Annotated in this window: 19 protein-coding genes; 5 read left to right on the top strand and 14 right to left on the bottom strand. The window is 64.8% G+C overall.

What is annotated here, in order from left to right; all coding sequences use genetic code 11:
- Positions 1-7: 7 nt before the first annotated feature.
- Together BN2476_RS34890 and BN2476_RS34895 are read right to left on the bottom strand one after the other, a co-directional pair.
- Positions 8-1,114, bottom strand: coding sequence for an S-(hydroxymethyl)glutathione dehydrogenase/class III alcohol dehydrogenase (locus BN2476_RS34890; RefSeq protein WP_087738754.1), 1,107 nt, complete (start codon positions 1,112-1,114; stop codon positions 8-10).
- 186 nt (positions 1,115-1,300) lie between these two features.
- Positions 1,301-2,725, bottom strand: a complete 1,425-nt coding sequence (locus BN2476_RS34895; protein WP_087738755.1) for a xylulokinase — start codon at positions 2,723-2,725, stop codon at positions 1,301-1,303.
- Between the two features lie 447 nt (positions 2,726-3,172).
- Between BN2476_RS34895 and BN2476_RS34900 the strand changes: the two genes are divergently transcribed.
- On the top strand, positions 3,173-4,588 hold the full coding sequence (locus BN2476_RS34900) for a nucleobase:cation symporter-2 family protein (RefSeq protein ID WP_087738814.1): 1,416 nt from the start codon (positions 3,173-3,175) through the stop codon (positions 4,586-4,588).
- Positions 4,589-4,698: 110 nt separating this feature from the next.
- On the opposite strand, the gene BN2476_RS34905 is transcribed toward BN2476_RS34900, so the two are convergent.
- From BN2476_RS34905 to BN2476_RS34925, 5 genes are all read right to left on the bottom strand, one after another.
- Entirely contained in the window at positions 4,699-5,223 is a 525-nt protein-coding gene (locus tag BN2476_RS34905) for a helix-turn-helix transcriptional regulator (RefSeq protein WP_087738756.1), read from the bottom strand.
- Between the two features lie 26 nt (positions 5,224-5,249).
- Positions 5,250-5,588, bottom strand: a complete 339-nt coding sequence (locus tag BN2476_RS34910) for a hypothetical protein (protein WP_087738757.1) — start codon at positions 5,586-5,588, stop codon at positions 5,250-5,252.
- A 231-nt stretch (positions 5,589-5,819) separates the two neighbouring features.
- Positions 5,820-7,337, bottom strand: coding sequence for an efflux transporter outer membrane subunit (locus tag BN2476_RS34915; RefSeq protein WP_087738758.1), 1,518 nt, complete (start codon positions 7,335-7,337; stop codon positions 5,820-5,822).
- A gap of 10 nt (positions 7,338-7,347) precedes the next feature.
- Positions 7,348-10,542, bottom strand: coding sequence for an efflux RND transporter permease subunit (locus BN2476_RS34920; RefSeq protein WP_087738759.1), 3,195 nt, complete (start codon positions 10,540-10,542; stop codon positions 7,348-7,350).
- 18 nt (positions 10,543-10,560) lie between these two features.
- Positions 10,561-11,814, bottom strand: a complete 1,254-nt coding sequence (locus BN2476_RS34925) for an efflux RND transporter periplasmic adaptor subunit (protein ID WP_087738760.1) — start codon at positions 11,812-11,814, stop codon at positions 10,561-10,563.
- Positions 11,815-12,242: 428 nt separating this feature from the next.
- Here BN2476_RS34925 and BN2476_RS34930 point away from each other — a divergent pair, with 428 nt between their 5' ends.
- Positions 12,243-12,878: a TetR family transcriptional regulator gene (locus tag BN2476_RS34930; RefSeq protein ID WP_087738761.1), complete on the top strand. Its 636-nt coding sequence runs from the start codon at positions 12,243-12,245 to the stop codon at positions 12,876-12,878.
- Positions 12,879-12,988: 110 nt separating this feature from the next.
- Here the strand turns inward: BN2476_RS34930 and BN2476_RS34935 are convergent, their stop codons facing one another.
- The gene (locus BN2476_RS34935; protein WP_087738762.1) at positions 12,989-13,618 is read right to left on the bottom strand and encodes a cysteine hydrolase family protein; all 630 of its coding nucleotides are present in this window, start codon (positions 13,616-13,618) and stop codon (positions 12,989-12,991) included.
- A 148-nt stretch (positions 13,619-13,766) separates the two neighbouring features.
- Between BN2476_RS34935 and BN2476_RS34940 the strand changes: the two genes are divergently transcribed.
- On the top strand, positions 13,767-14,819 hold the full coding sequence (locus BN2476_RS34940; RefSeq protein WP_235851098.1) for a helix-turn-helix domain-containing protein: 1,053 nt from the start codon (positions 13,767-13,769) through the stop codon (positions 14,817-14,819).
- Between the two features lie 51 nt (positions 14,820-14,870).
- On the opposite strand, the gene BN2476_RS34945 is transcribed toward BN2476_RS34940, so the two are convergent.
- The 6 genes from BN2476_RS34945 to BN2476_RS34970 all read right to left on the bottom strand — a co-directional run bounded on the left by BN2476_RS34945 (position 14,871) and on the right by BN2476_RS34970 (position 20,894).
- Positions 14,871-15,617, bottom strand: a complete 747-nt coding sequence (locus BN2476_RS34945) for an SRPBCC family protein (protein WP_087738763.1) — start codon at positions 15,615-15,617, stop codon at positions 14,871-14,873.
- Between the two features lie 33 nt (positions 15,618-15,650).
- Positions 15,651-16,115 carry a DUF427 domain-containing protein gene (locus tag BN2476_RS34950; RefSeq protein ID WP_087738816.1) on the bottom strand — a complete coding sequence of 155 codons (465 nt, stop codon included), beginning with the start codon at positions 16,113-16,115 and terminating at the stop codon, positions 15,651-15,653.
- Between the two features lie 427 nt (positions 16,116-16,542).
- Positions 16,543-17,040 carry a hypothetical protein gene (locus BN2476_RS34955; RefSeq protein WP_087738764.1) on the bottom strand — a complete coding sequence of 166 codons (498 nt, stop codon included), beginning with the start codon at positions 17,038-17,040 and terminating at the stop codon, positions 16,543-16,545.
- A gap of 247 nt (positions 17,041-17,287) precedes the next feature.
- Positions 17,288-18,811, bottom strand: a complete 1,524-nt coding sequence (locus BN2476_RS34960) for a DegQ family serine endoprotease (protein ID WP_087738765.1) — start codon at positions 18,809-18,811, stop codon at positions 17,288-17,290.
- Between the two features lie 114 nt (positions 18,812-18,925).
- On the bottom strand, positions 18,926-20,227 hold the full coding sequence (locus BN2476_RS34965) for an ATP-binding protein (protein ID WP_087738766.1): 1,302 nt from the start codon (positions 20,225-20,227) through the stop codon (positions 18,926-18,928).
- A 4-nt stretch (positions 20,228-20,231) separates the two neighbouring features.
- Positions 20,232-20,894 carry a response regulator gene (locus tag BN2476_RS34970; RefSeq protein WP_087738767.1) on the bottom strand — a complete coding sequence of 221 codons (663 nt, stop codon included), beginning with the start codon at positions 20,892-20,894 and terminating at the stop codon, positions 20,232-20,234.
- On the opposite strand from BN2476_RS34970, the gene BN2476_RS34975 reads away from it, so the two are divergent.
- Together BN2476_RS34975 and dacB are read left to right on the top strand one after the other, a co-directional pair.
- On the top strand, positions 20,887-21,255 hold the full coding sequence (locus tag BN2476_RS34975; protein ID WP_087738768.1) for a hypothetical protein: 369 nt from the start codon (positions 20,887-20,889) through the stop codon (positions 21,253-21,255). The genes BN2476_RS34970 and BN2476_RS34975 overlap by 8 nt on opposite strands.
- 22 nt (positions 21,256-21,277) lie before the next feature.
- Entirely contained in the window at positions 21,278-22,903 is a 1,626-nt protein-coding gene (dacB, locus tag BN2476_RS34980; RefSeq protein ID WP_087738769.1) for a D-alanyl-D-alanine carboxypeptidase/D-alanyl-D-alanine endopeptidase, read from the top strand.
- Positions 22,904-23,012 lie beyond the last annotated feature (109 nt).

The following is a 23,012-nucleotide window of genomic DNA, read 5'->3' on the forward strand; positions in this document are numbered from 1 at the left end:
GCGCTCCTTAGTAGATGACCACCGAGCGGATCGACTCGCCCTTCTTCATCAGATCGAAGCCTTCGTTGATCTGGTCGAGCTTCAGGTGGTGCGTGATCAGATCGTCGATGTTGATCTTGCCTTCCATGTACCAGTCGACGATCTTCGGCACGTCGGTGCGGCCGCGCGCGCCGCCGAACGCCGAGCCCTTCCACTGACGGCCCGTCACCAGCTGGAACGGCCGCGTGCTGATCTCCTCGCCCGCCGCCGCCACGCCGATGATGAACGACTGGCCCCAGCCCTTGTGCGTGCATTCGAGCGCCTGGCGCATCAGCGTCGTATTGCCGACGCATTCGAACGAATAGTCCGCGCCGCCATCGGTGAGCTGCACGATATGGTCGACGACGTTCTCGACTTCCTTCGGGTTGATGAAGTGCGTCATGCCGAACTTCTTCGCCAGTTCGACGCGGCCCGGGTTGATGTCGACACCGATGATCCTGTCCGCACCGACCATCTTCGCGCCCTGGATCACATTGAGGCCGATCCCGCCCAGACCGAACACGACCACATTCGCGCCCGCCTCGACCTTCGCCGAATAGACCACAGCGCCGACGCCCGTCGTCACGCCGCAGCCGATGTAGCAGACCTTGTCGAACGGCGCGTCCTCGCGGATCTTCGCGACGGCGATCTCCGGCACGACGATGTAGTTCGAGAACGTCGACGTGCCCATGTAGTGAAAGAGCGGCTTGCCGTCGAGCGAGAAGCGCGACGTCGAATCGGGCATCAGGCCCTTGCCCTGTGTCGAGCGGATCGCCTGGCACAGGTTCGTCTTGCGCGACAGGCAGAACTTGCACTGGCGGCACTCGGGCGTGTAGAGGGGGATCACGTGATCGCCCTTCTTCAGCGTGCCGACGCCCGGCCCCACATCGACGACGACGCCCGCGCCTTCGTGACCGAGAATGGCCGGGAAGATGCCCTCGGGATCTGCGCCCGACAGCGTGTAGTAGTCGGTGTGGCAGATGCCCGTCGCCTTCACTTCGATCAGCACTTCACCGGCACGCGGCCCTTCGAGGTCGACTTCTTCGATCGTCAACGGTGCGCCGGCTTTCCATGCGATTGCTGCTTTCGTCTTCATCGTGAATGCTCTCCTGTGGTTCGCTAAGCTGTTCCCTGAATCTGTTCCCGACTGCCGTGAACGATTGCGGCCCGGATTGTCTCGCATGTTCGCGCGCCGCGCTTCGGACATCATCGCCGACAATCGCGACGCGCCCATGGCATGCCGCGTCGCGCGCTTGTCGTCATGCGACGCGTGGCGCGCGCTTCAGGCGGATGGCAGCGCGAACCAGCCTTCAACGCGGCCGTACAGATCGATAAGGCGCGCATACCGCGCCGCAAGCGCCGTATCGTTTTGCGGTCCAGCGACGCGTGTCGCAGCGGGCGCGAGCGCAGCCAGATCGCTTGCATGCCAATGGCCGCACGCGATTGCGCCGAGCATCGCCGCGCCGCGCGCCGCCGCGTTGGGACAATCGACGGCATGCAGTTCCACTTCGAGCGCGTCGGCGAGCAACTGGCGCCAGCGCGCATCGACAGAACCGCCACCCGCGAGACGCAACGCCGACACTTGAGCGCCGCTTTGCCTGATCGCGTCGAGCCCCGCGCGCAACGAAAACGCAACGCCTTCGAATGCAGCCCGCATCATCGCGCCACGCGACGCGCCCAGCGCGAGCCCGAGCCAGCCGCCGCGCGCCGAGGGATTAAGCCAGGGCGTGCGCTCGCCCGTCAGATAAGGCAAGAACGTTATGCCCGACGCAGGATCGGAATCGAACGCATCGCGATATGCTTCAGACCATTCGTAAGACAGCCAACCTCGTACCGCTTCGAGCGCGACGCCGACGTTCTGCATCGCGGCCATCCGATACCAGTGGTCGGTCGCGGCCCGATAGCGATGCAGACCCTGTGCCTCGTTCGGCTCTTTCGTCGTGAGCACGACAATTTGTCCGCCCGTGCCCGTGGTGAGCAGCGCGTCGCCGTCGTTCGCGAGGCCACTGCCGAGCGCGGCGCAGGGCGTGTCGCCAGCACCTGTGGCAAGCATGATGCCAGCGCGCAAGCCGAGCAGATGCGCCGCGTCGTCGGACAGCGAGCCACTCGCCGCATACGACGCAGCGAGCGGCGCGAACCAGTCGCGAGGCAATCCGAGACGCTCCAGCAAGACACGATCCCATACGCCGGCTGGATCGGCGAGCGCGGTCGCGCACGCATCGGAAGGATCGGTTGCAATCGCACCGCCCAGCCTGAAGCGCAGCCAGTCTTTCGGTTGCAAGGCCCAGCGGGCCGCTCGCATGGACTGCGGCTCGTGCAGCGCGATCCATCGCAGCAGCGGGCCTGCCATGCCCGGCGCGACGGGGTTCGGCTGCGGCGCGGGCCATGCGTCGAGCAATGGCAACGCGCGTGTATCGGGCCAGAGCATCGCGGGCCGCACGGCGTTGCCTTGCGCGTCGCTCAGCACGACGCCGTGCATCTGACCGGAAAAGCCGACCGCCCGAACAGCGCTGCGTTGGGCCTGCGGCAGGCGCGAAGCCGCTTCGCGCAGCGCGCGCCACCAGACCTCCGGATCGATTTCCGCCCAGCCCGGCTGCGGCGTGTCGATCGAATACGCGACGCTCGCCGCGCATTGCTCGCGGCCTTCCTCGTCGATGATCGCGAGTTTCAGTGAACCTGTACCGAGGTCGATGCCAAGAAAGGACATGAATTCGATGGGTTAAATGCGGTTTGAAAGGGGGTGTTGAAGATAATCGTGCGCTTCCGGGGCACGCTGCGCTCCGTCGAGATGGAACAGCTTGCGTCGAAACGGGACAGGTTGCGAACGGCGCATTTCCATGCGCAACGGCCGTCCGCGCGGGTTAACCCGCCCCAGACAGAACGCGGCCCAAAAACGCATTATGTGCGAACCGCAATACACATCATATGGCCGCCGATACGTCACCATTGAGCGCTCCGTTGATGAAAATCCCGCACGCCACCACGCCACAAGGGCTGCGGGCAAATTCTTCCGATTCCGCATAGGACGTGGGTTCCAAATCCGGTTCACGCATATCGTCGCAGCAAAGGTTGAAATAGAACGACGTGGTCTTGTCGCGTTTTTTCGTCCCGCATACCTTGGAGTCATCCCAAAACAGATGTGGAGAGAGACAAGATGCACTCGAACACGGTTCATCCGTGCGACGAGCGACTGCCCTTCGGCCAGTTGCTGACGCTCGGCATCCAGCACGTGCTGGTGATGTACGCAGGCGCCGTCGCCGTGCCGTTGATCATCGGCAGTGCACTCAAGCTGCCGAAAGAGCAAATCGCCTTTCTCATCAGCGCCGACCTCTTTTCCTGCGGCATCGCCACGCTGATCCAGACGCTCGGCCTGTGGATCTTCGGCATCCGGCTGCCCGTCATCATGGGCTGCACGTTCGCCGCAGTCGGTCCGATGGTCGCGATCGGCACGAACCCGAACCTGGGCATCCTCGACATCTTCGGCTCGACGATCGCGGCCGGCGTGATCGGCATCGTCGCCGCGCCGATGATCGGCAAGCTGCTGCGCTTTTTCCCTCCCGTCGTGGTCGGCGTGGTGATCTCGGTGATCGGTCTTTCGCTGATGGAAGTCGGCATCAACTGGGCGGCAGGCGGAGTCGGTAATCCGGATTACGGCAACCCGGTCTACCTCGGACTGTCGCTCGTCGTGCTCACGCTGATCCTTTTGATCAACAAGTTCGGCAAGCGCTTCATCGCGAATATTTCGGTGCTGCTCGGCATCGTGGTGGGCTTCGTCATTGCCGCGCTGCTGGGTCGCGTGAACATGGATGGCGTGACGAACGCGCCGTGGGTCGGCTTCGTGATGCCGTTCCATTTCGGCCTGCCGCACTTCGATCCGCTCTCCATCGCGACCATGGTCACAGTGATGTTCGTCACGTTCATCGAATCGACGGGGATGTTCCTCGCCGTCGGCGACATGGTGGACCGCCCCGTCGACCAGAAGACACTCGTGCGGGGTCTGCGTGTGGACGGTCTCGGCACGCTGATCGGCGGCATCTTCAACTCCTTCCCTCATACATCGTTCTCGCAGAATGTCGGCCTGATCGGCGTGACGGGCATCAAGAGCCGCTTCGTCTGCGCGATGGGCGGCGTGATCCTCGTGCTGCTCGGCCTGTTCCCGAAGATGGCGCAGGTGGTCGCATCGGTGCCCGCCTTCGTGCTGGGCGGCGCGGGCATCGTGATGTTCGGCATGGTGGCGGCCAACGGCATCAAAGTGCTGTCGAAAGTCGACTTCGTGAAGAACCATCACAACCTCTTTATCGTCGCCGTGAGCATCGGTCTTGGCCTCGTGCCCGTGGTCTCGCCGAACTTCTTCTCGAAGCTGCCGCCCGCACTCTCGCCGCTGTTGCACAGCGGGATTCTGCTGGCATCCGTTTCGGCTGTCGTGCTGAACCTGATCTTCAACGGCGTGAAGGGCGAACGCGCAGCGAAGCGCGATATTCGCCGCGCCGGTCATGACTTCGACGGACGCAGCGGCAACGACGACACCATCGCCGGCGACGAAATGCTGCGCGCCGCCGACATGCACTAAGCCTCGCGCCAAACGCTGCACCAGGCGCCAGGCGGCAACTACCGCCTTACGCGTGCGCATGACTACGGTCGTGCGCACGCAAACGGCAGAACAGCCGCCTTCGTCCCGCCTCAAGCGACCAGGTTGTTGAAGTGTCGCGTCACCTTCGGCTCAAGATCGCGAGCCTCCTTCATCAGATTGATCTGCTTCGCCGATCTCGCCACTTCGAAGACCTCAGGTGCGATGTCATAGCCGCCGCGATCGTGCATCCATTCGAGCACGTCCGACAGATGCCACAGCGACGTGCTGCCCTCATGAACGGGCGCGGGAAATTCCGTGGCATGCGATTGCATCAGCTTGCGCATGTTCTGGCGCGACACGCCCGCCACTTCCGCAACATCCGTCAGTCCGACGAAATCCGGTGCGGCCTCGACCAACTGTGCCGTCGACACCGCGCGGCGCACGTCCTTCAGCGCGCTGACGAGCGCATGCGTCGCGCTTTTCGCCTCGCGAGCAAACGCGAGCGCAAGGCGCCCAGGCTGACCGACACCCACGGTTGCATCGTCGCAACCTTGCTGCGCGAGACGCTCGACGATCTCGTCGTGATCGCAGTCTTCCGCGCTCAGACGGTACTTCAGTGTGAAGGTGTATTCCATGTTTGCTCCTTGTCCTTCCCTGGTTGCTACTCCTGTTGCTCTTCTTGCTGCCCGTGCTGCTGTTGCGCCCGCGCTCGCCTTTTCGCTTCGGCAATCACGCGCAGAGAAATGACCTTGTGCCGATGCGGCGCGCAATTCTCCACGATGCGGCGCAAGGTTCTGGCGTGACTGACTGCATTGCGCGGCGTGCACCAGATGCTGGTGATGCAAAACTCGCCACATCGACAATCGGTGTCGTTGTAGGGGCAATACATTCGCCCCCAGGCATGCCCGCAGCCCGTGCCTGGCACGACGCGCCAGCCGTTTTCTTCTGCATAGCCGAGTGCTGACTCGACTTCCTTCTTCGAATGAGTTCGACGATTCATGAACGACTCCAGTCTATAGCTTCCGCCACGAGGTTGTCAAGTGACAACCAATGAACGATCAATTTCCGTCCATCAGATGCCGATACTAGCGGCTCGCGACGCGCATGAACGATCTGGAGACCTGAATTGGCCATCCGGACGAGGTTTGCAGGACGACAATAAAAAACGCCACGGCATGCCGTGGCGTTTTGCGTGAAGCAAGGAAAGGGTGCTGTCGATCCAGCCAGAAGCTCAGCCCGACGTCGCAGCCGATGCTGCAACGGGCGCGCTGGCCGCGCCGTAGTCGACGGGTGCGTCGGCGGGACGCGGCTGCTCGCCCGCGTGCTCGATCCAGCCGCCGCCGAGCGCCTTGTACAGATCGACGAGGTTCGTCAGACGCTGCGTGCGCGCCGTGATCAGCAACTGCTGCGCGTCGTACAGGGCGGTCTGCGCGGTCAGCACGGCGAGATAGCTGTCGACGCCGTTCCGGTAACGCAGGTCCGACAGATCGAGTCGACGCTGTTCCGCGAACGTGTCGCGTTCGAGCGCCTTGATCTGCTGATCGTACGTGCCGCGCGCAGCGAGCCCGTCGGCCACTTCGCGGAACGCCGTCTGGATCGTCTTCTCGTACTGCGCGATCTGGATGTTCTTCTCGACGTTTGCGAGATCGAGGTTTGCGCGGTTCTGGCCGCCTTCGAAGATCGGCAACGTGATCTGCGGCGCGAAGCTCCACGCCGCCGAACCCGGCTTGAACAGTCCGCCGAGCGTCGGGCTCAGCGTGCCGAAGCTGCCTGTCAGAGAAACGCGCGGGAAGAACGCTGCGCGCGCCGCGCCGATGTTCGCGTTGGCCGCCAGCAGGTTCTGCTCGGCCTCCATGATGTCGGGACGGCGCGTGAGCAGATCCGACGGCAGACCGGCGGGAATGTCGGTCAGCAGGTCCTGGTCGTTGAGCGCAAGTCCGCTCGGCATATCAGTCGGCAACGGTTCGCCGATGAGTAGCACGAGCGCATTCTCAGCCTGTGCCCGCAGACGCGCTTGTGACTGAAGATTCGCATTCGCCTGTTCGACAACTGTCTCAGCCTGACGCAGATCGAGTTCAGAACCTGTGCCCGTGTCGTACTGCAGCTTCGTGATGCGATACGACTCTTGCGCGGTCTTGAGCGTGTCCTGCGTGACCCTCAACGAATCGTCAAAGGCGAGCACCGTCAGATACTGATCCGCGACAGAAGCGACCAGTGCGATCTCCGCGGCCTTGCGCGCCTGCGCCGTCGCCAGATATTTCGCGAGCGCCTGGTCCTTCAGGCTGCGGATGCGGCCGAAGAAGTCGATTTCCCACGATGCGTTCAGACCGACCGAGTACTGGTTGGAAATCGTCCGGCCGAAGAACGACAGGTCCTTCGGCGTGCGCTGCTTCGTCTGCGACGCGACGGCGTCGATCGTCGGCATCAGCGCCGCGCGCGCGATCTGATACTGCGCGCGCGAAGCCTCGATGTTCAGCACCGACACGCGCAGATCGCGGTTGTTCTTCAGCGCGATATCGATCAGCTGTTGCAGCCGCTGATCGACGAAGAAATCGCGCCAGCCGATTTCGACGGCCGCCTGGCCGTTCGCCGAATGCGCGCCTGCGCCAGGCGCGGGCTGCGTCGCGTAGACACCGTCACTCGGGAACGCGCCCGACACCGGTGCGGCGGGCCGCTCGTACTTCGGCTCCATCGTGCAGCCTGCGGCGAAGAGCGCGACTGCCACTGCCATCAAAGAATATTTACGCATCTCAATGTCCTCAGCTGGCGTTGCCCGGACCGCTGCCGCCCTGCGGGTCATGCGGATGGTGCTCGTTGTAGTGTTTCAGCGCCTCGTCGGGGTCTTCCTTCTCGCCGGTGAACTTCGCGCGAATCACGACGAAGAACATCGGGATCATGAAAATCGCGAGGAAGGTCGCCGTCAGCATGCCGCCGATCACGCCCGTACCGATCGCGTGCTGGCTTGCCGAGCCCGCGCCGTTACTGATCGCGAGCGGCAGCACGCCGAGAATGAACGCGAGCGACGTCATCAGGATCGGACGCAGCCGCAGACGCGCCGCTTCGAGCGCCGCTTCGATCGGGCCCATGCCTTCGCCCTGCTGCAGCTCGCGCGCGAATTCCACGATCAGAATCGCGTTCTTCGCGGACAGGCCCACCGTCGTCAGCAGACCGACCTGGAAGAACACGTCGTTCTCCAGTCCGCGCAGCGTCGCGGCCAGCAGCGCGCCCAGCACGCCGAGCGGCACGACCATGATCACCGAGAACGGAATCGACCAGCTTTCATACAGCGCCGCGAGACACAGGAACACGACGAGGATCGAGATGCCGTACAGGATCGGCGCCTGCGAGCCGGACTGGCGTTCCTGGAACGACAGACCTGTCCATTCGTAGCCGATACCCGTCGGCAACTTCGCCGCCAGCGCTTCCATCGCCGTCATCGCCTGGCCCGTCGACTTGCCCGGCGCCGCCTGACCCTGGATTTCCATCGCCGAAATGCCGTTATAGCGCTCGAGCTTCGGGGAACCGTAGGACCACTGGCCGCTTGCAAACGCCGTGAACGGCACTATCCCGCCCGACGTATTGCGCACGTACCAGTCGCTCAGGTTCTCCGGCGTCATGCGGAAGGGCGCGTCGGCTTGCAGATACACCTTCTTGATCCGGCTGTCCGTATCGAGGAAGTTGTTGACGAACTGCGATGCCCATGCGATCGAGAACGTCTGGTCGATCGTCGCGAGGCTCACGCCCAGCGCCGACGCCTTCTCGTGGTCGATCGACACCTTGAACTGCGGCGTATCGTTCAGCCCGTTCGGACGCACCTGCGCGAGCGTCGGGTCCTTCGAGGCCATGCCGAGCAGCTGGTTGCGCGCCGCCATCAGCTTTTCGTGGCCGAGACCCGCGCGATCCTGCAACTCGAAGTCGAAGCCCGACGCCGTGCCGAGTTCGGGAATCGACGGCGGATTCACCGGGTACACGGTCGCGTTCTTGTACGTCGAGAAGTGCATGAACATCCGGCCGACCAGCGCCTGCACCTTCTGATCCGCATGCTGACGCTCCGAATAATCCTTCATCCGCACGAACACGAGACCGGAGTTCTGGCCACGGCCCGCGAAGCTGAAGCCGTTCACCGTGAACGTCGATTCGACGATCGACTTCTCGTCGTTCAGCAGATAGTCGGAGATGTCCTTCAGCGCGCGCGCCGTGGTTTCCTGCGTCGAGCCCGACGGCGTCTGCACCAGCACGAACATCGTGCCCTGGTCTTCGTCGGGCAGGAACGACTTCGGCAGACGCACGAACAGCAGACCCACGGCGACGATCACCACCAGATAGATGATGAGCCAGCGGCCCGAGCGCTTGATCACATGGTGCACGCCCGCGTGGTACTTGTCGCGGCTCTTGTCGAAGGTGCGGTTGAACCAGCCGAAGAAGCCCTTCTTCTCTTCGTGATGGCCCTGCGGAATCGGCTTGAGGATCGTCGCGCACAGCGCCGGCGTGAGAATGAGCGCGACCAGCACGGACAGCACCATCGCCGCCACGATGGTCAGCGAGAACTGCCGGTAGATCGCGCCGACCGAGCCGCCCGAGAACGCCACGGGCACGAACACGGCGGAGAGCACGAGCGCCACGCCGACCAGTGCGCCCGTGATCTGGCCCATCGCCTTGCGGGTTGCGTCGCGCGGCGACAAGCCTTCTTCCGACATCACCCGCTCGACGTTCTCCACGACCACGATCGCGTCGTCCACCAGCAGGCCGATTGCGAGCACGAGACCGAACATCGACAGCACGTTGATCGAGAAGCCCACCGCGCTCATGATCGCGAACGTACCGAGCAGCACCACGGGCACCGCGATCGTCGGTATCAGCGTCGCGCGCAGGTTCTGCAGGAACAGGTACATCACGAGGAACACCAGCACGATGCCTTCGAGGAGCGTCTTGACCACTTCCTCGATCGACAGGCGCACGAACGGCGTCGTGTCGTACGGGTACTTCACGACGAGACCGTGCGGGAAGTACTTCGACAGCTGGTCGATCTTGTCGCGCACGGCCTTCGCCGTCGCCAGCGCGTTCGCGCCCGTCGCCAGCTGGATACCGAAGCCCGCCGTCGGCTGGCCGTTGTACTTGGTGTCGAAGTTGTAGTTTTCGCCGCCCAGTTCGATGCGCGCCACGTCCTTGATGCGGACCTGCGAGCCGTCCTGATTCACCTTCAGCAACACGTTGCCGAACTGCTCGGGCGTGTTCAGCAGCGTCGCCTCGGTGATCGTCGCCTGCAGCAGCTGGCCCGGAATCGACGGCGTGCCGCCGAGCGAGCCGCCCGCCACCTGGACGTTCTGCGCCTGCAGCGCGGTTTCGACATCCACGGGCGTGAGCCCAAAGTTAGTCAGCTTGTGCGCGTCGAGCCAGATCCGCATCGCGTACTGCGAGCCGAACAGCGTGACGGTACCCACGCCGTCGATACGGCTCACCGGGTCCTGCACGTTCGACGCGACATAGTTCGCGAGGTCGTACTTGCTCATGCTGCCGTCCGTCGACACGAACGCCAGCACCAGCAGGAAGCTGCTGCTCGACTTCGTCACCTTCGTGCCGAGCTGCTGCACCACTTGCGGCAGGAGCGGCGTCGCGAGCTGCAGCTTGTTCTGCACCTGCACCTGCGCGATGTCCGGGTTCGTCCCGGGTGCGAACGTCAGCGTGATGGTCGCCGTGCCCGAATCGTCCGAAGTCGACGACAGATACAGCAGGTGGTCGAGGCCGCTCATCTGCTGCTCGATCACCTGCGTGACGGTGTTTTCAACCGTTTTTGCCGATGCGCCCGGATAGGTCGCGCTGACCTGCACGGCAGGCGGCGCAATCGTCGGGTATTGCGCGACCGGCAGCGTGAAGATCGACGCCAGACCCGCCAGCATCAGAATGATGGCGATCACCCATGCAAAGATCGGGCGATCGATAAAAAACTTTGCCATGAAACAGGCTCCCTTTGATTACGCGCCCGATGCAGCGGAGGCCGCAGCCGCGCCACTGGCTGGCTGCGCGCCGCCCGCAGCCGGCGAGCTCTGCGCGCCAGCGGCTGCCGCGTCCGACGCGGCGGCGGGTGCCGAGGGCAGTTGCGCCGGCACGCCCTTCGCCTGTGCGCCCGGACGGACCTTGTCGGTGCCTTGCACGATCACGCGGTCACCCGCATTCAGGCCACCATCGACCACCCAGTACTGGCCATACGTCGCCGACGTCTGCAGCACGCGCAACTCGACCTTGTCGTCCTTGTCGAGCACGAGCGCCGTTGGCTGGCCCTTCTGGTCGTGCGTGACGCCCACTTGCGGGACGAGCAGCGCGTTGTCGTTCATGCCCTCTTCGATGCGCGCGCGCACGAACATGCCCGGCAGCAGCACGTGGTCCTTGTTCGGGAAGATCGCGCGGATCGTCACCGAGCCCGTGGACTGATCGACCGTCACGTCGGTGAACTGCAGCTTGCCCTTCTCCGAATAGACACGGCCGTCTTCGAGAATCAGATCGACCTTGGCGGCGTTCGGACCGCTGGTCTTCAGACGGCCCTGCTGGATTTCGCGGCGCAGCTTCAGGCCCGCGAGGCTCGATTGCGTCACGTCGACATAAACCGGGTCCAGTTGCTGAACCGTCGACATCAGCGTCGCCTGACTTGCCTGCACGTACGCGCCCGGCGTCACCTGGGAGATGCCGACCTGGCCCGTCACGGGCGAAACGACATCCGTGTAGCCGAGGTTGATCTGCGCGGTGTCGACGGCAGCCTTGCCTGCGGCGACATCGGCAGCGGCCTGGCCTTCGGCGGCCACGGCGTTGTCGTAATCCTGCTTCGACACCGCGTTCGCCGCGACGAGCACCTTGTAGCGGTTCGCCTGCGCGGTCGTCGACGCGAGATTCGCCTGCGCCTTCGCGAGCGACGCCTTTGCGTTGTTCAGCGACGCGATGAACGGCGCCGGATCGATCTTGTACAGACGCTGGCCGGCCTTGACCTGCGTGCCTTCCGTGAATTCGCGGCGCAGCACGATGCCGTCGACACGCGCGCGCACCTGCGCGACGAGGAATGCACTGGTGCGGCCCGGCAGCTCGGTGACGACGGGCACGGACTGCGGCTGAACCGTGACGACGCCGACTTCGGGAGTTTGTGGCGGAGGTGCTGATTGTTTTTGTCCGCACGCTGCCAGCATTACGGCAGCCGTCGCGGCAGTGAGTAAGCGGAATGGAATCCGTTCGACGCGCATGGAGCGACCTCTGTCAAAGACTGAGAAGGAAAAAGTGCGTGCATCTCTCTCCGGAGAAGGCTGCGCACATCGGCGTCTCGACGACGACGCCATGACCGGACGCTCACGAATGCGCTTCCTGCGGGTGCACCCATTGCGAAATGCGCGAAACCGGGAATGCAGCACCGCGCCGCCCAATAATTGAGACAGCGCAAGGCACCTGTAAAAGGCAACAGTGACGGATATTAACCGTTCACTCCGACATGAGCTATCCGATCGATGGGGTGCTATTATATATACATTCATGAATGCACGTAAAAGAGCGTTCAGCCCGAAAGAAGGCGTTCTCCCGAAAGATCGACCAGGCAATAACCGGCATGGGAAATGATCTTTATCACGCGCGTTTAAAAACGTCAGGGAAACCCCGTAATCACCCGCAGGTCACACGAATGGTCCGTCGAACCAAGGAAGAAGCGCAGGAGACGCGCACCCGCATCCTCGATGCCGCGGAAAAGGTCTTTTTTGAGAAAGGCGTGTCGCGCACTTCGCTGGCCGACATCGCGCAGACGGCGGGCGTCACGCGGGGGGCGATCTACTGGCATTTCGCCAACAAGGGCGAACTCTTCACGGAAATGTTCGACCGCGTGCTGCTACCGCTCGTCGAACTGAAGGCGGCCTCGGTGGACCCGAACGAGGCCGATCCGCTCGGCCGCCTGATCGACATCTGCACCGTGTGCCTGCGCGACACGGCCAACGACCCGCATCGCCGTCGCGTGTTCGAGATCCTCTTTCACAAGTGCGAGTTCGTCGAGGAAATGGGCCCCGTAATGGCGCGCTATCAGAACAACATGCGCGAAGGTCTCGCCAACATGCAGGTGGCGATGCGCAACGCGATCTCCAAAGGGCAGCTGCCGGCGGACATGAACGTTCCCGTCGCCGCATCGATGGTGCATGCGTTCATCAGCGGCTCGCTGCGCGATATGCTGTTCGTGCCCGAAGCGCTGGACTTCGGCCATTACGCGCGGCAGATGGTCGAAAGCATGATCGACGGGCTGCGCAGTCCGGCGTTGCGGCTGGGCGCCTGAGGACGGGCGCCGTCAACAGGCTGTTCGTGCATGGGCTGGACCGCTTCTGACTGGCCGCAAAAAAGCCGGCTCACGCGCTTTTGACCGGCTCACGTTCACTTCGACTTCGTTCAGGCGACCGCCCTCGCGCGCGCCTTCTGATTCGACGCATAGATCGAACCGCGCTCGAGCTGGCCGCCCGACTCCACGGCCGCGATCCACTGCTGCGTGCTCGCCACCGCCGCGAAGCGCGACTGCAACACGACGCTTAACACGCGATGAATCTCCTCGGCGCTCGCGAAGCCCGCGCTATTCTCGTACGGCACCGAGCCCGTCGCGTCGTGCAGAAACTCGACGGCCAGTCCCATGTGCAGCGCGTGATTGATCGTCGATGCGTCGCAGTTGTGCGTCATGTAGCCGACCACCGTCAGCGTGTCGATGTCGCGCGCGGCCAGCCAGTCGGCGAGGTCCGTGTTCGTGAACGCGCTCGGCAGCGCTTTCTCGATGAAGTGATCGCGTTCCCGCGACGCCACCACGGGATGCAGTTCCGCGCCGTCGCTGCCGCGCGCGAAGATCGGCGCGCCGGGCGGCGTCAGGTTCTGCACGACGACAACGGGAATGCGCGCGGCGCGCGCCGCGTCGATTGCGCGGCCGATGTTCGCGAGCGATGTCTGCACGTCGGGGTATTCGATCGGCAGGTCGCCCGTGACGTATTCGTTCTGGACGTCGATGACGATCACGGCGCGACGGGGCGTCGACATGGCAGGTCTCCTCAAGCTGGCGTTGAGCGGCCGGCGATTGCAGCCGCGATGCCCGCATTCTTCGCTTTCCGGCCGCCGCGCGACAGTGACCCGAATGACAATTTTCGCTAGGATTGGGTCATTCGCATTTCCGCTCCGGAGGCCACGAATGGCCCGCCACGCTTCCCGTTCTGTTTTTCCCAACGCTGCCGTCCCCACGCCTCGCCGCGTCAAGACCGCCACCCGCAACGCCACGGCGAAAAAGCCGCGCAGGCATGTGATCGCCGCGATCGCCTTCGACGGCATCAGCCCATTTCACCTGTCCGTGCCTTGCGTCGTCTTCGGCGAGGATCGCAGCGACGGCGGCGTGCCCGTTTTCGATTTCCGCGTCTGTTCGATCGAGACTGGCCCGCTGTCGACGACAGCCGGTTTCTCGATCGCCGCAACGCATGGCCTCGAAGCGCTCGCCGATGCCGACACGATCATCGTGCCCACCTGGCGAGATCCGCACGAAGATCCGCCCATAGCGCTGCTCGACGCATTGCGCGCCGCTCACGCGCGCGGCGCGCAACTGGTCGGCCTGTGCCTCGGCGCGTTCGTGCTCGCCGCCGCGGGCCTGCTCGACGGGCGCCCCGCAACGACGCACTGGGCGTGGGCCGGCGACTTCGCGCGCCGCTTCCCGAAGGTGAAGGTCGATCCGCAAGTCCTGTATGTCGACGACGGCGACATCCTCACGTCGGCGGGCACGGCGGCGGGACTCGACTGCTGCCTGCATGTCGTGCGCAAGCTGTGCGGCGCGCAAAGCGCGAACTATGTCGCGCGGCGCCTCGTCGTACCGCCGCATCGTCAAGGCGGACAGGCGCAATACGTGCAGCAGCCGATGCCGCAAGACGTGCGCGGCGATCGTCTCGCCGCGCTGCTCGACTGGGTGAACGGCTCGCTCGACGCGCCGCATACGCTGGATTCGCTCGCCAGCCGCGCCGCAATGAGCCGCCGCACGTTCACGCGTCACTTCAAGGCCGCGACGGGCACGACTGTCGGCGCGTGGCTGCTCGCGCAACGGCTTACCCGCGTGCAGCAATTGCTCGAGAGCACCGACGAGTCGATCGAATCGATTGCGGGGATGGCGGGATTCGGCTCGACGGCTTCGCTACGTCAGCATTTCACCGACGCGTTCAGGACATCGCCGTCCGCATGGCGGCGGGAATTTCGCGGCGTGTGACGCGCGGCCGACACAGCCCGCGATTCGCCGGGCCGACAGCTACTAAGGCCGTCAGCCCTGGGTGAAGTACCGCGCGATATAGAGCAGCAGCGCGACGAAGAAAATCATCGCGGCCCATGCCCAGTGGGGCAGCACGTGCGGATCGTGCTCGTGATGCAGGCCGTGCAAGAGCGAATGCGCGGCGCGGCCCGTCAGCGTGCCGCCGTGATGGTGGTCGTGCAGCCGCGCCCGGCGTGCGACGCCGCTCAAGCTGATCGGCCGCAGGAACACATGCTGGCGGCGCCCCTGCGTGGCCGTCGCGCGATTCGGCCCCTTGCCGTGCTTCGCCTGAACGACCGCGCAGAACTCGGTGAAGAAATCGTCGGCGAGCTCGTGCAGCGCATTTTCGATCTGGCGCGCGGGCAGTTCCGAGAGCGGCCCGGTCGCGGTCGCCCACACCGAATAGTCGATGCGCGTGCTCGGGCCGCGACCCGGCAAATGAAGCGCATCGTCGGTGCGCAGCGATACGTCGATCTGTCCGCGCAGCGAGCCGACACCCTCCGCGCGCGCCTTGAAATTCAGCGTGCGGTGCGGCTTGTCGCTATCCGGGCCGTCTTCGCTCGCAACGTGCGCGCGAATCTGGTAATGCGCGCGCAATGGTCCGAGCGGCACGGTCATCGTCAGCAGATATTCGCCGCCCTGGAGCCGGCGCAGCGACTCGCAGTTGTCGAGACTCGCGCGCAACAACGCGAGATCCTGCAGCGCGTCCCAGACTTCGGACGGCGCGAGCGGCACCCTCAACGCGTCGTTCAATTCCATGGCAGCCTCCCCGAAATACGCGCGACTGCGGGATCAGGACGTCTGATCGATGCGGTCGACGCGCGATGCGTAAAACGCCAGATAACCCCTGATCTGCTTGACCTCTTCTAACGGGTTTTCATAACTCCAGACTGCGTTTTCGATGACCTCGTCTTCGGTGCGAAGATGAAAGTACGACGCCTCACCCTTGAACGGGCAGCGCGATTGATGAGTCGATCGTTCGAGCCGCGCCATGTTCACGTCGGCGCGGGGAAAATAAAACACGTCGGGATAGCCGGTTTCGCTCAGCGTGAGCGCGCCGAACGTATCCGCGAATGTCACGCCCTGGTGGATCACGCGCACCCGGTGCCGGTTGGTCGTGATACGGATCGTATGGGGCGCCCGCCCATGCCCGCCGTGCGCTGGCGCACCACCGGACGCATCGCCGGGGTGGCCGCCTCGTACGGCATCGGCGCCGTCCGCGCCGTCGGCGCTTCCGCTAGCTGGGGCATCGTTCATGTCGTCCGCTCCGCTGATGGGCACGTGCTTGTCCTGTCCGACTGGCCGCATGGCTGAACCGTCAGCCCGGCACTCGCGGCACGCGCCGCCTCGTTGTGATTCTGCGGGGCGCGTCTCCCTCGGCCACGCAGCGCCGGCTTCGCTTCGATATGGCGACCCTGGATGCGGCGAAGCGACGAGCGTGTTCGTGGCGTGGCTTCATTATTGACCAAACGCCGGGGGATTGCGCGACCTTCGTTGGCTGGATGGGGTCTCTACCGATTGCCGGCGCGCACGTGTTGCGCCGCGCCCACGCCGCGTGCGGAAAGGGCGTTCGGCGCGGTCTCGGGCAAGCCTTCGGGCATGCGTCGGGCCGCGCGTTGCACAGCCTCGCAGCCCGCCCGCCTGCCGTCGTTCCCGGCGAGCTTTGCGGGCAATTCCGGCCCGCTTACTGCGTGGCGAAGTAGAACCCCGCCTTGGCCGTGCCGCTCGCCGGCACCGTGACGGCCTTGGACTGGTCGAGATCCTTGTAGGAAGCGTGCACGGTGTAGCGGCCGGGACGCAGCCTGACCAGCATGTACGGCCCGCGCGAAGTCGCGTCGAGTACGTCGGCGCTATGCGCATCGACGATCTTCACCTTGACGTCCGCGAGGTAGTCTGAACCGGGGCCCGTGAAGCGCAGCGACAAAGGCCACTGGCTTTGCGCCGCGAGCAGTGCCTTCGATTCGTCGAGACCGACGCCGCCCGACGTGTACGACACGTCGCCCTGCTGCTGAACCTGCGGCAGGCCGCCGCCGTTGACGTTGCCCGCGCTCGTGTTATCCGTGGTGCTGCCGCCCGTGGTTTCGCTCGCCTGCTGTGCGAAGGCGCCGCCCGCGAGACCGAGCGTGAGAACTGTCGCAGCCGCGGCCGTCACGGCGCGTGCGGGGATACGACGATGGATCATTGCGTGGCTCCTTTTGGGGCGATCCCAAACAGTCCTGACGAGCGTATGCACGCAAGCTGTATGCCCGTTTGTTCGCCATTGCCGTCATTCCCGTCATTCCCTCTCCGCGCCGTAAATCGGCGCCTGCACAGCCGGCACGCATTGCGCGCGACCACGAAAAAAAGCTGCCGCCCTTTTCCAGGAGCGGCAGCTTTTACCGGTCACAGCCGATCGTCAGTCCAGCATCAGCCCGATTGTCATCTGATCGTCAGCCGAGATCGACGGGCACGAAGATCTGCGCGTTGTCGCGCTGGATCAGCAGCGCGAGGCTGTTGCCCGCCGCCGACACCGCCTGCTTCAGCTGATCGACGTTCGATACAGCGCGTCCGTTGACGGCCAGAATCACGTCGCCCGGCTGGATGCCCGCGCTGGCCGCCGCGCCGCCCGCATCCTGCACCAGCAGACCGTGCGAGACGGAAGCGCTGCTCTTCTCCGCCGGCGTCAGCGGACGCACGGCGACGCCGAGGCGCCCTTGCATCTGCGCGGGGCCTCTATCGTCGTTTGACGCGACCTTCGCATCCGACAGCGAGCCGATCGTCACCTTCACGTCCTTCGTCGACTTGTCGCGCCATACCTTGACATCGGCTTGCGTGCCCGGCTTGAGGCCCGCGATCTGCGACGGCAGGTCCGACGAATCCGTCACGTCCGTGCCGTTCACCGACAGGATCACGTCGCCCGGCTGCAAGCCCCCCTTCGCGGCAGGACCGCCCGGATCGACCGAGCTGACGAGCGCGCCTTGCGGCTTCTTCATACCGAACGAATCGGCGAGCGTCTGGTTCATGCCCTGCACGGCGACGCCGAGACGTCCGCGGCTCACATGACCCGTCTTCACGAGATCGTCCTTGACCTTGATCGCCTCGTTGATCGGGATTGCGAACGAAAGGCCCTGGAAACCGCCCGTCTGCGAATAGATCATCGAGTTGATGCCGATCACTTCGCCTTGCAGATTGAAGAGCGGTCCGCCCGAGTTACCCGGATTCACGGGCACGTCGGTCTGGATGAACGGCGTGTAGTTCTCGTTCGGCAGCGAGCGCGACTTCGCGCTGATGATGCCCGACGTCACCGTGTTGTCGAAGCCATACGGCGAGCCGATCGCGACGACCCACTGGCCGACCTTGCTTGCGCGCGGATCGCCGATCTTCACGGTCGGCAGATCCTTCGCGTCGATCTTCAGGACTGCGACATCCGACTGCTTGTCCGCGCCGACCACTTTCGCCTTGAACTCGCGCTTGTCGGTGAGCTTCACGGTGACGACGTTCGCGCCGTCTACGACGTGCGCGTTCGTCAGGATGTACCCGTCGCCGCTGACGATAAAGCCGGAACCGAGGCTCGCGCTCGGCTGGTCGCCGCCATCATCGCCGCCACCACCATTCGGGCCTTGCATGCCCGGCATCTGGTCGAAGAAGTGGCGGTAGAACTGATAGAACGGGTCGCTCGGATCGATGGGCAACTGGCCGTTGCCATTGCCGTTGCCGTTGCCGCGCATCGACGCCTGCTTCACGACGTGCTTCGCGCTGATGTTGACGACGGCGGGACCATACGTTTCGACGAGGCCCGAAAAATCCGGAATGCCCGTTTTCGCCGCGGCCTCGGCGGGCATCATCGCGGCGGCCTGCGCGGGCGAGATCACCTGCGGAGCGGGCACGTTGCGGTGGCCGGCGACGTAGCCCGCCGACAAGGCGATAACGACGGCCGCTGCAACGGCGCCTCGGGTCAGCATTCTTGCTTTCATCGCGTACTCCTGACTGGGAGAGATTGGACTCTGATGTCTCGAAGAGTACGTGGCGTCACTTAAATCAATCTTAAACAACGCTAACGGGATGCAAGCCTTGCGCGGGCGGCAAATTCAGAAACGCACGTTGACTTGCAGGCCGCCGGCGGGTGCATCGTCGAGCGTGACGGCCGCGTGGTGCTGAAGCGCGATGCGCCTCACGATCGCAAGCCCGAGACCGCTGCCCGACACGTCCGTGCGCGCGCGATTCACGCCCGCGCCGACGCGATAGAAACGGTCGAACACGCGGTCCCGCTCGCCGGGTGGAATGCCCGGACCGCTATCGGCGATCTGCACGACGGGCCTGCCGTTCTCGACGCGCAGACATACATCGACGCGCCCGCCGCACGGCGTGTATTTGGTTGCGTTGTCGATCAGGTTGTTGAGCATCACGCGCAGCGCTTCGGCATCGCCGGGGACGGTGGCCGGTTCGCTCGCCTCGATGCCGAGATCGACGCGGCGCTCCTGCGCGAGTGGCAGATAGGCGGTGACACATTCGTGGATCAGCGCGTCGAGATCGACGGTGGCTGTTGCCGCGTGTCCATCCGGTTCGGAGCGCGCGAGCGCGAGCAGCTGCTCGGCAAGACGCGTCGCACGCGTGACGCCCGCTTGCAGATCGTCGAGCGCTTCGCGGCGCTCCGTTTCGTCGTGCGCGCGCGCCACCAGTTGGGCCTGAATCTGCACAGCGGCGAGCGGCGTGCGCAACTCATGTGCGGCATCGGCGACGAAGGCCTTTTGCGTATCGAGCGCGCCCGCCAGTCGCTCGAGCAGACCGTTCAACGCACGGACGAGCGGCTGCACTTCGAGCGGCAGACGCGAATCGGGCAGCGGGTCGAGCGCCTCGGGGTGGCGCGTGTCGAGCGCGCCCGTGACGCGCCGCAAAGGCGCAAGCCCGCGTCCGACGACGCCCCACACGGCCACGCCCAACAACGGCAGCAAAACGATCAGCGGCCACAGCGTGCGCAGCGCGACGTTCGCCGCGAGCCGGTTGCGCACCGACACGGGCTGCGCGAGTTGCACGACGTTATCGCCGACGATTGCGCCATACACGCGCCAGTCGCCGCGCTCGGTGCGCTCCGTCGAAAAGCCGAGCTCGGCGCGCGGCGCGAGCGGCGCGCGCGGATGCGAGTAGTACATGAGCACGCCGTTGCGATTCCAGATCTGCAGCACGATGCCTTCGTCGCCCGTATCGCGCGAGCTGAGCACTTGCGAGAACGGCTCGGCGGGCAGCGCGGCGGCGATTTCCTGCAGCTGGTAATCGAACAGTTCGTTGGCTTCGGCGAGCGCCTGACGGTAGATCAGCCAGCCCGCAATGCCGACGCCGAGCAACACGATAGCGAGCAGCCAGAACAGCAATTGACGGCGAATCGAACGCATCGTGTCAGGCTTCCTTCGCGATCATGTAGCCGAGACCGCGCACGTTGCGTATCAGTTCGGCGCCAAGTTTCTTGCGCAGCGCGTGGATGTAGACCTCGACGGTATTGCTGCCGATCTCCTCGCCCCAGCCGTACATCTTCTCTTCGAGCTGGCTCTTCGACAGCACGGCGCCCGGCCGCGCGAGCAACGCGGCCAGCAGCGCGAACTCGCGCGCGGACAGCGCGACGGGCGCGCCATCGAGCGTCACCTGATGCGACGCGGGGTCGAGCGTCAGATTGCCGTGGCGTATCGTCGATTCGCTGCGTCCCGACTGGCGGCGGATCAGCGCACGCATCCGGGCGCCGAGTTCGTCGAGATCGAACGGCTTGACGAGATAATCGTCGGCGCCGGCGTCGAGTCCTTTCACGCGATCCGCGACGGCATCGCGCGCGGTGACGATCAGCACGGGCAATTGATGGCCGCGCGCGCGCAGCGTGCGCAACACGTCGAGGCCGTCGCGCCTGGGCAAGCCGAGATCGAGCAGCACGAGATCGTAAGGCTCGCCCGCCGCCGCGCTCAACGCGGACTCGCCGTCCTGCACCCAGTCGACCGCGAAGCCTTCGCCGCGCAGCGCCTTGCGGACGCCTTCGGCGATCATCCGGTCGTCTTCAACGAGAAGTATGCGCATCGCTTTGTATCCGTTCCGGCTGTTCCGCCGTCGTGTTCCGGGATGGTTTTCCAATGCCAGCATTCTAGCGCCCGAGCGCTGCGCACATGGCCGATGCATGCAGGCTGCATGTCCTCGCGATGCGCCGCCGGACGCGGCGTGGCGCGCGCTACACGCCGCACTGCGCGCGTCTCATCATTTTGTTCTCGGTGTCACGGCAACTCTCTACAATGAGCGCTTTTGCATCGGGCGTGCGGTCTCTTTCGCTTGCCGGTGCTTGCATTTGCCTTTCCAGGCCGTTCGTTCCACGCTGCTTGTCATGGTGCTTGCCGCGCTGCGTTTGCGTTGTCCGCCGGTGCGCCGCGACACCGACTTGCGCTGATCATTCGCCGAATTTCTTCTACATGCCGCTCGCCTTCGCTTCACCTGTTTCGTCGTATGCCCGTTCGCTCGCACGCCGCTTCAGATCGTTGACGGTCTCGCGCGCCGCCGTCGTGCTGTTCGCCTGTTCGGCGCTCGCCGTCGCCGCGCCCGCACAGGCGCGCAAGAAAGCGCAGCATCCCGCCGTCAACGTCACCACGGTATTGCCCGCGCCCGTCATGGCGGGCTTGCAGCGCGCGCATGTGCCGCTGTCGTCGATCAGCGTCGTCGTCGAGAAGGTCGGCGACCGCACGCCCGTCCTCGCGCTGAATGCGGGTCAGCCGATGATGCCCGCGTCGACGATGAAGCTCGTCACGACCTATGCGGGCCTGTCGATGCTCGGCCCCGACTACCGCTGGAAGACCACGGCCTATGCGCAAGGCGACGTCGACGGCAACGGCGTGCTGCACGGCAATCTGTACATCCAGGGCACGGGCGATCCGAAGCTCGTGCCCGAAGAGCTGATCGATCTGGTCCAGAAGATCCACAAGGCGGGCATCACGGGCATCGACGGCGCGCTCGTGCTCGACAAGCGCTTCTTCGATCCGTCGACGCGCGACCTGCCCGCGTTCGACGACGACGTGAGCGCGCCGTACAACGTCGGCCCCGATCCGCTGCTGTATGCGTTCAAGTCGCTGTCGTTCACGATGTCGCCGAACGACGACGGCAAGGTGCAGATCGACGTGCTGCCCGCGCTCGCGCAGTTGCAGATCGACAACGAGCTGCGCGCGACGCGCGGCCCGTGCCGCGGCGAACTCGTGACGCCGGCCGTCACGCCCGCTTCCAACGGTGTCGTCAATGCGTCGTTCGTCGGCGACTATCCGCTGCGCTGTGGCGAGCGCACGGTCAACGTGGCCGTCCTCGATCACACGACCTTCTTCGCGGGCGGCTTCCTCGCGCTGTGGCAACAGACGGGCGGCACGTTCAATGGCACGACGCGCGAAGGCGCCGTGCCCATCGATGCGAAGCTCGTCGCGACGCACCAGGGCCCGGTGCTGTCGGACATCGTTCACGACATCAACAAGTTCAGCAACAACACGATGGCGCGCAATCTGTTCCTGACGATCGGCGCCGTCACGAGCAAGCCGCCCGCGACGCCCGCGAAGTCGGCGGCGGCCATCGAATCGTTCCTGCATCGCAGCGCGATGCCGATGGAATACCTGACGCTCGACAACGGCTCGGGCCTGTCGCGCAACGAGCACGTCACGGCGCTCGCACTCGCCGATCTGCTGCAAAGCGCGAACGCGAGTCCCGTCGCGCAGGTGTTCGTCGATTCGCTGCCCGTGGTCGGCGTGGACGGCACGATGCGCAACCGTCTGGCGTCGAAGCCCGTCAACGGCAATGCGCACATCAAGACGGGCACGTTGCGCGACGTGCGCGCGATCGCAGGCTACGTCGCCTCCGCCGATGGACAGAGCTATGTGGTCGTCAGCCTGATCAACGATCCGCACGCGGAAGCGGCGCGCGCCGCGCATGACGAACTGCTCGAATGGGTGTACCAGGGGCCTTCGACGATGCTGGCGGAAACAGCCGCGCCGGTCGCTGTCGAACGCAGCGCGGCGCCGCACCGCAAGACCAGGACAAACCCTCAGCGGCGCGGCGCTCACTGAGGATTCCTTCTAGCGAAGCGCTGCGCGGCGCGTCGCGAGGCGTTGTACGCTGTCGGGCAGTATGAAAATGGCGTCGGCAAACACGCACAAGCAGGGCATCATCGCGCGC

It is taken from the genome of Paraburkholderia piptadeniae (genome assembly GCF_900007165.1).
In the GTDB taxonomy this organism is placed as follows: Bacteria; Pseudomonadota; Gammaproteobacteria; order Burkholderiales; family Burkholderiaceae; genus Paraburkholderia; species Paraburkholderia piptadeniae.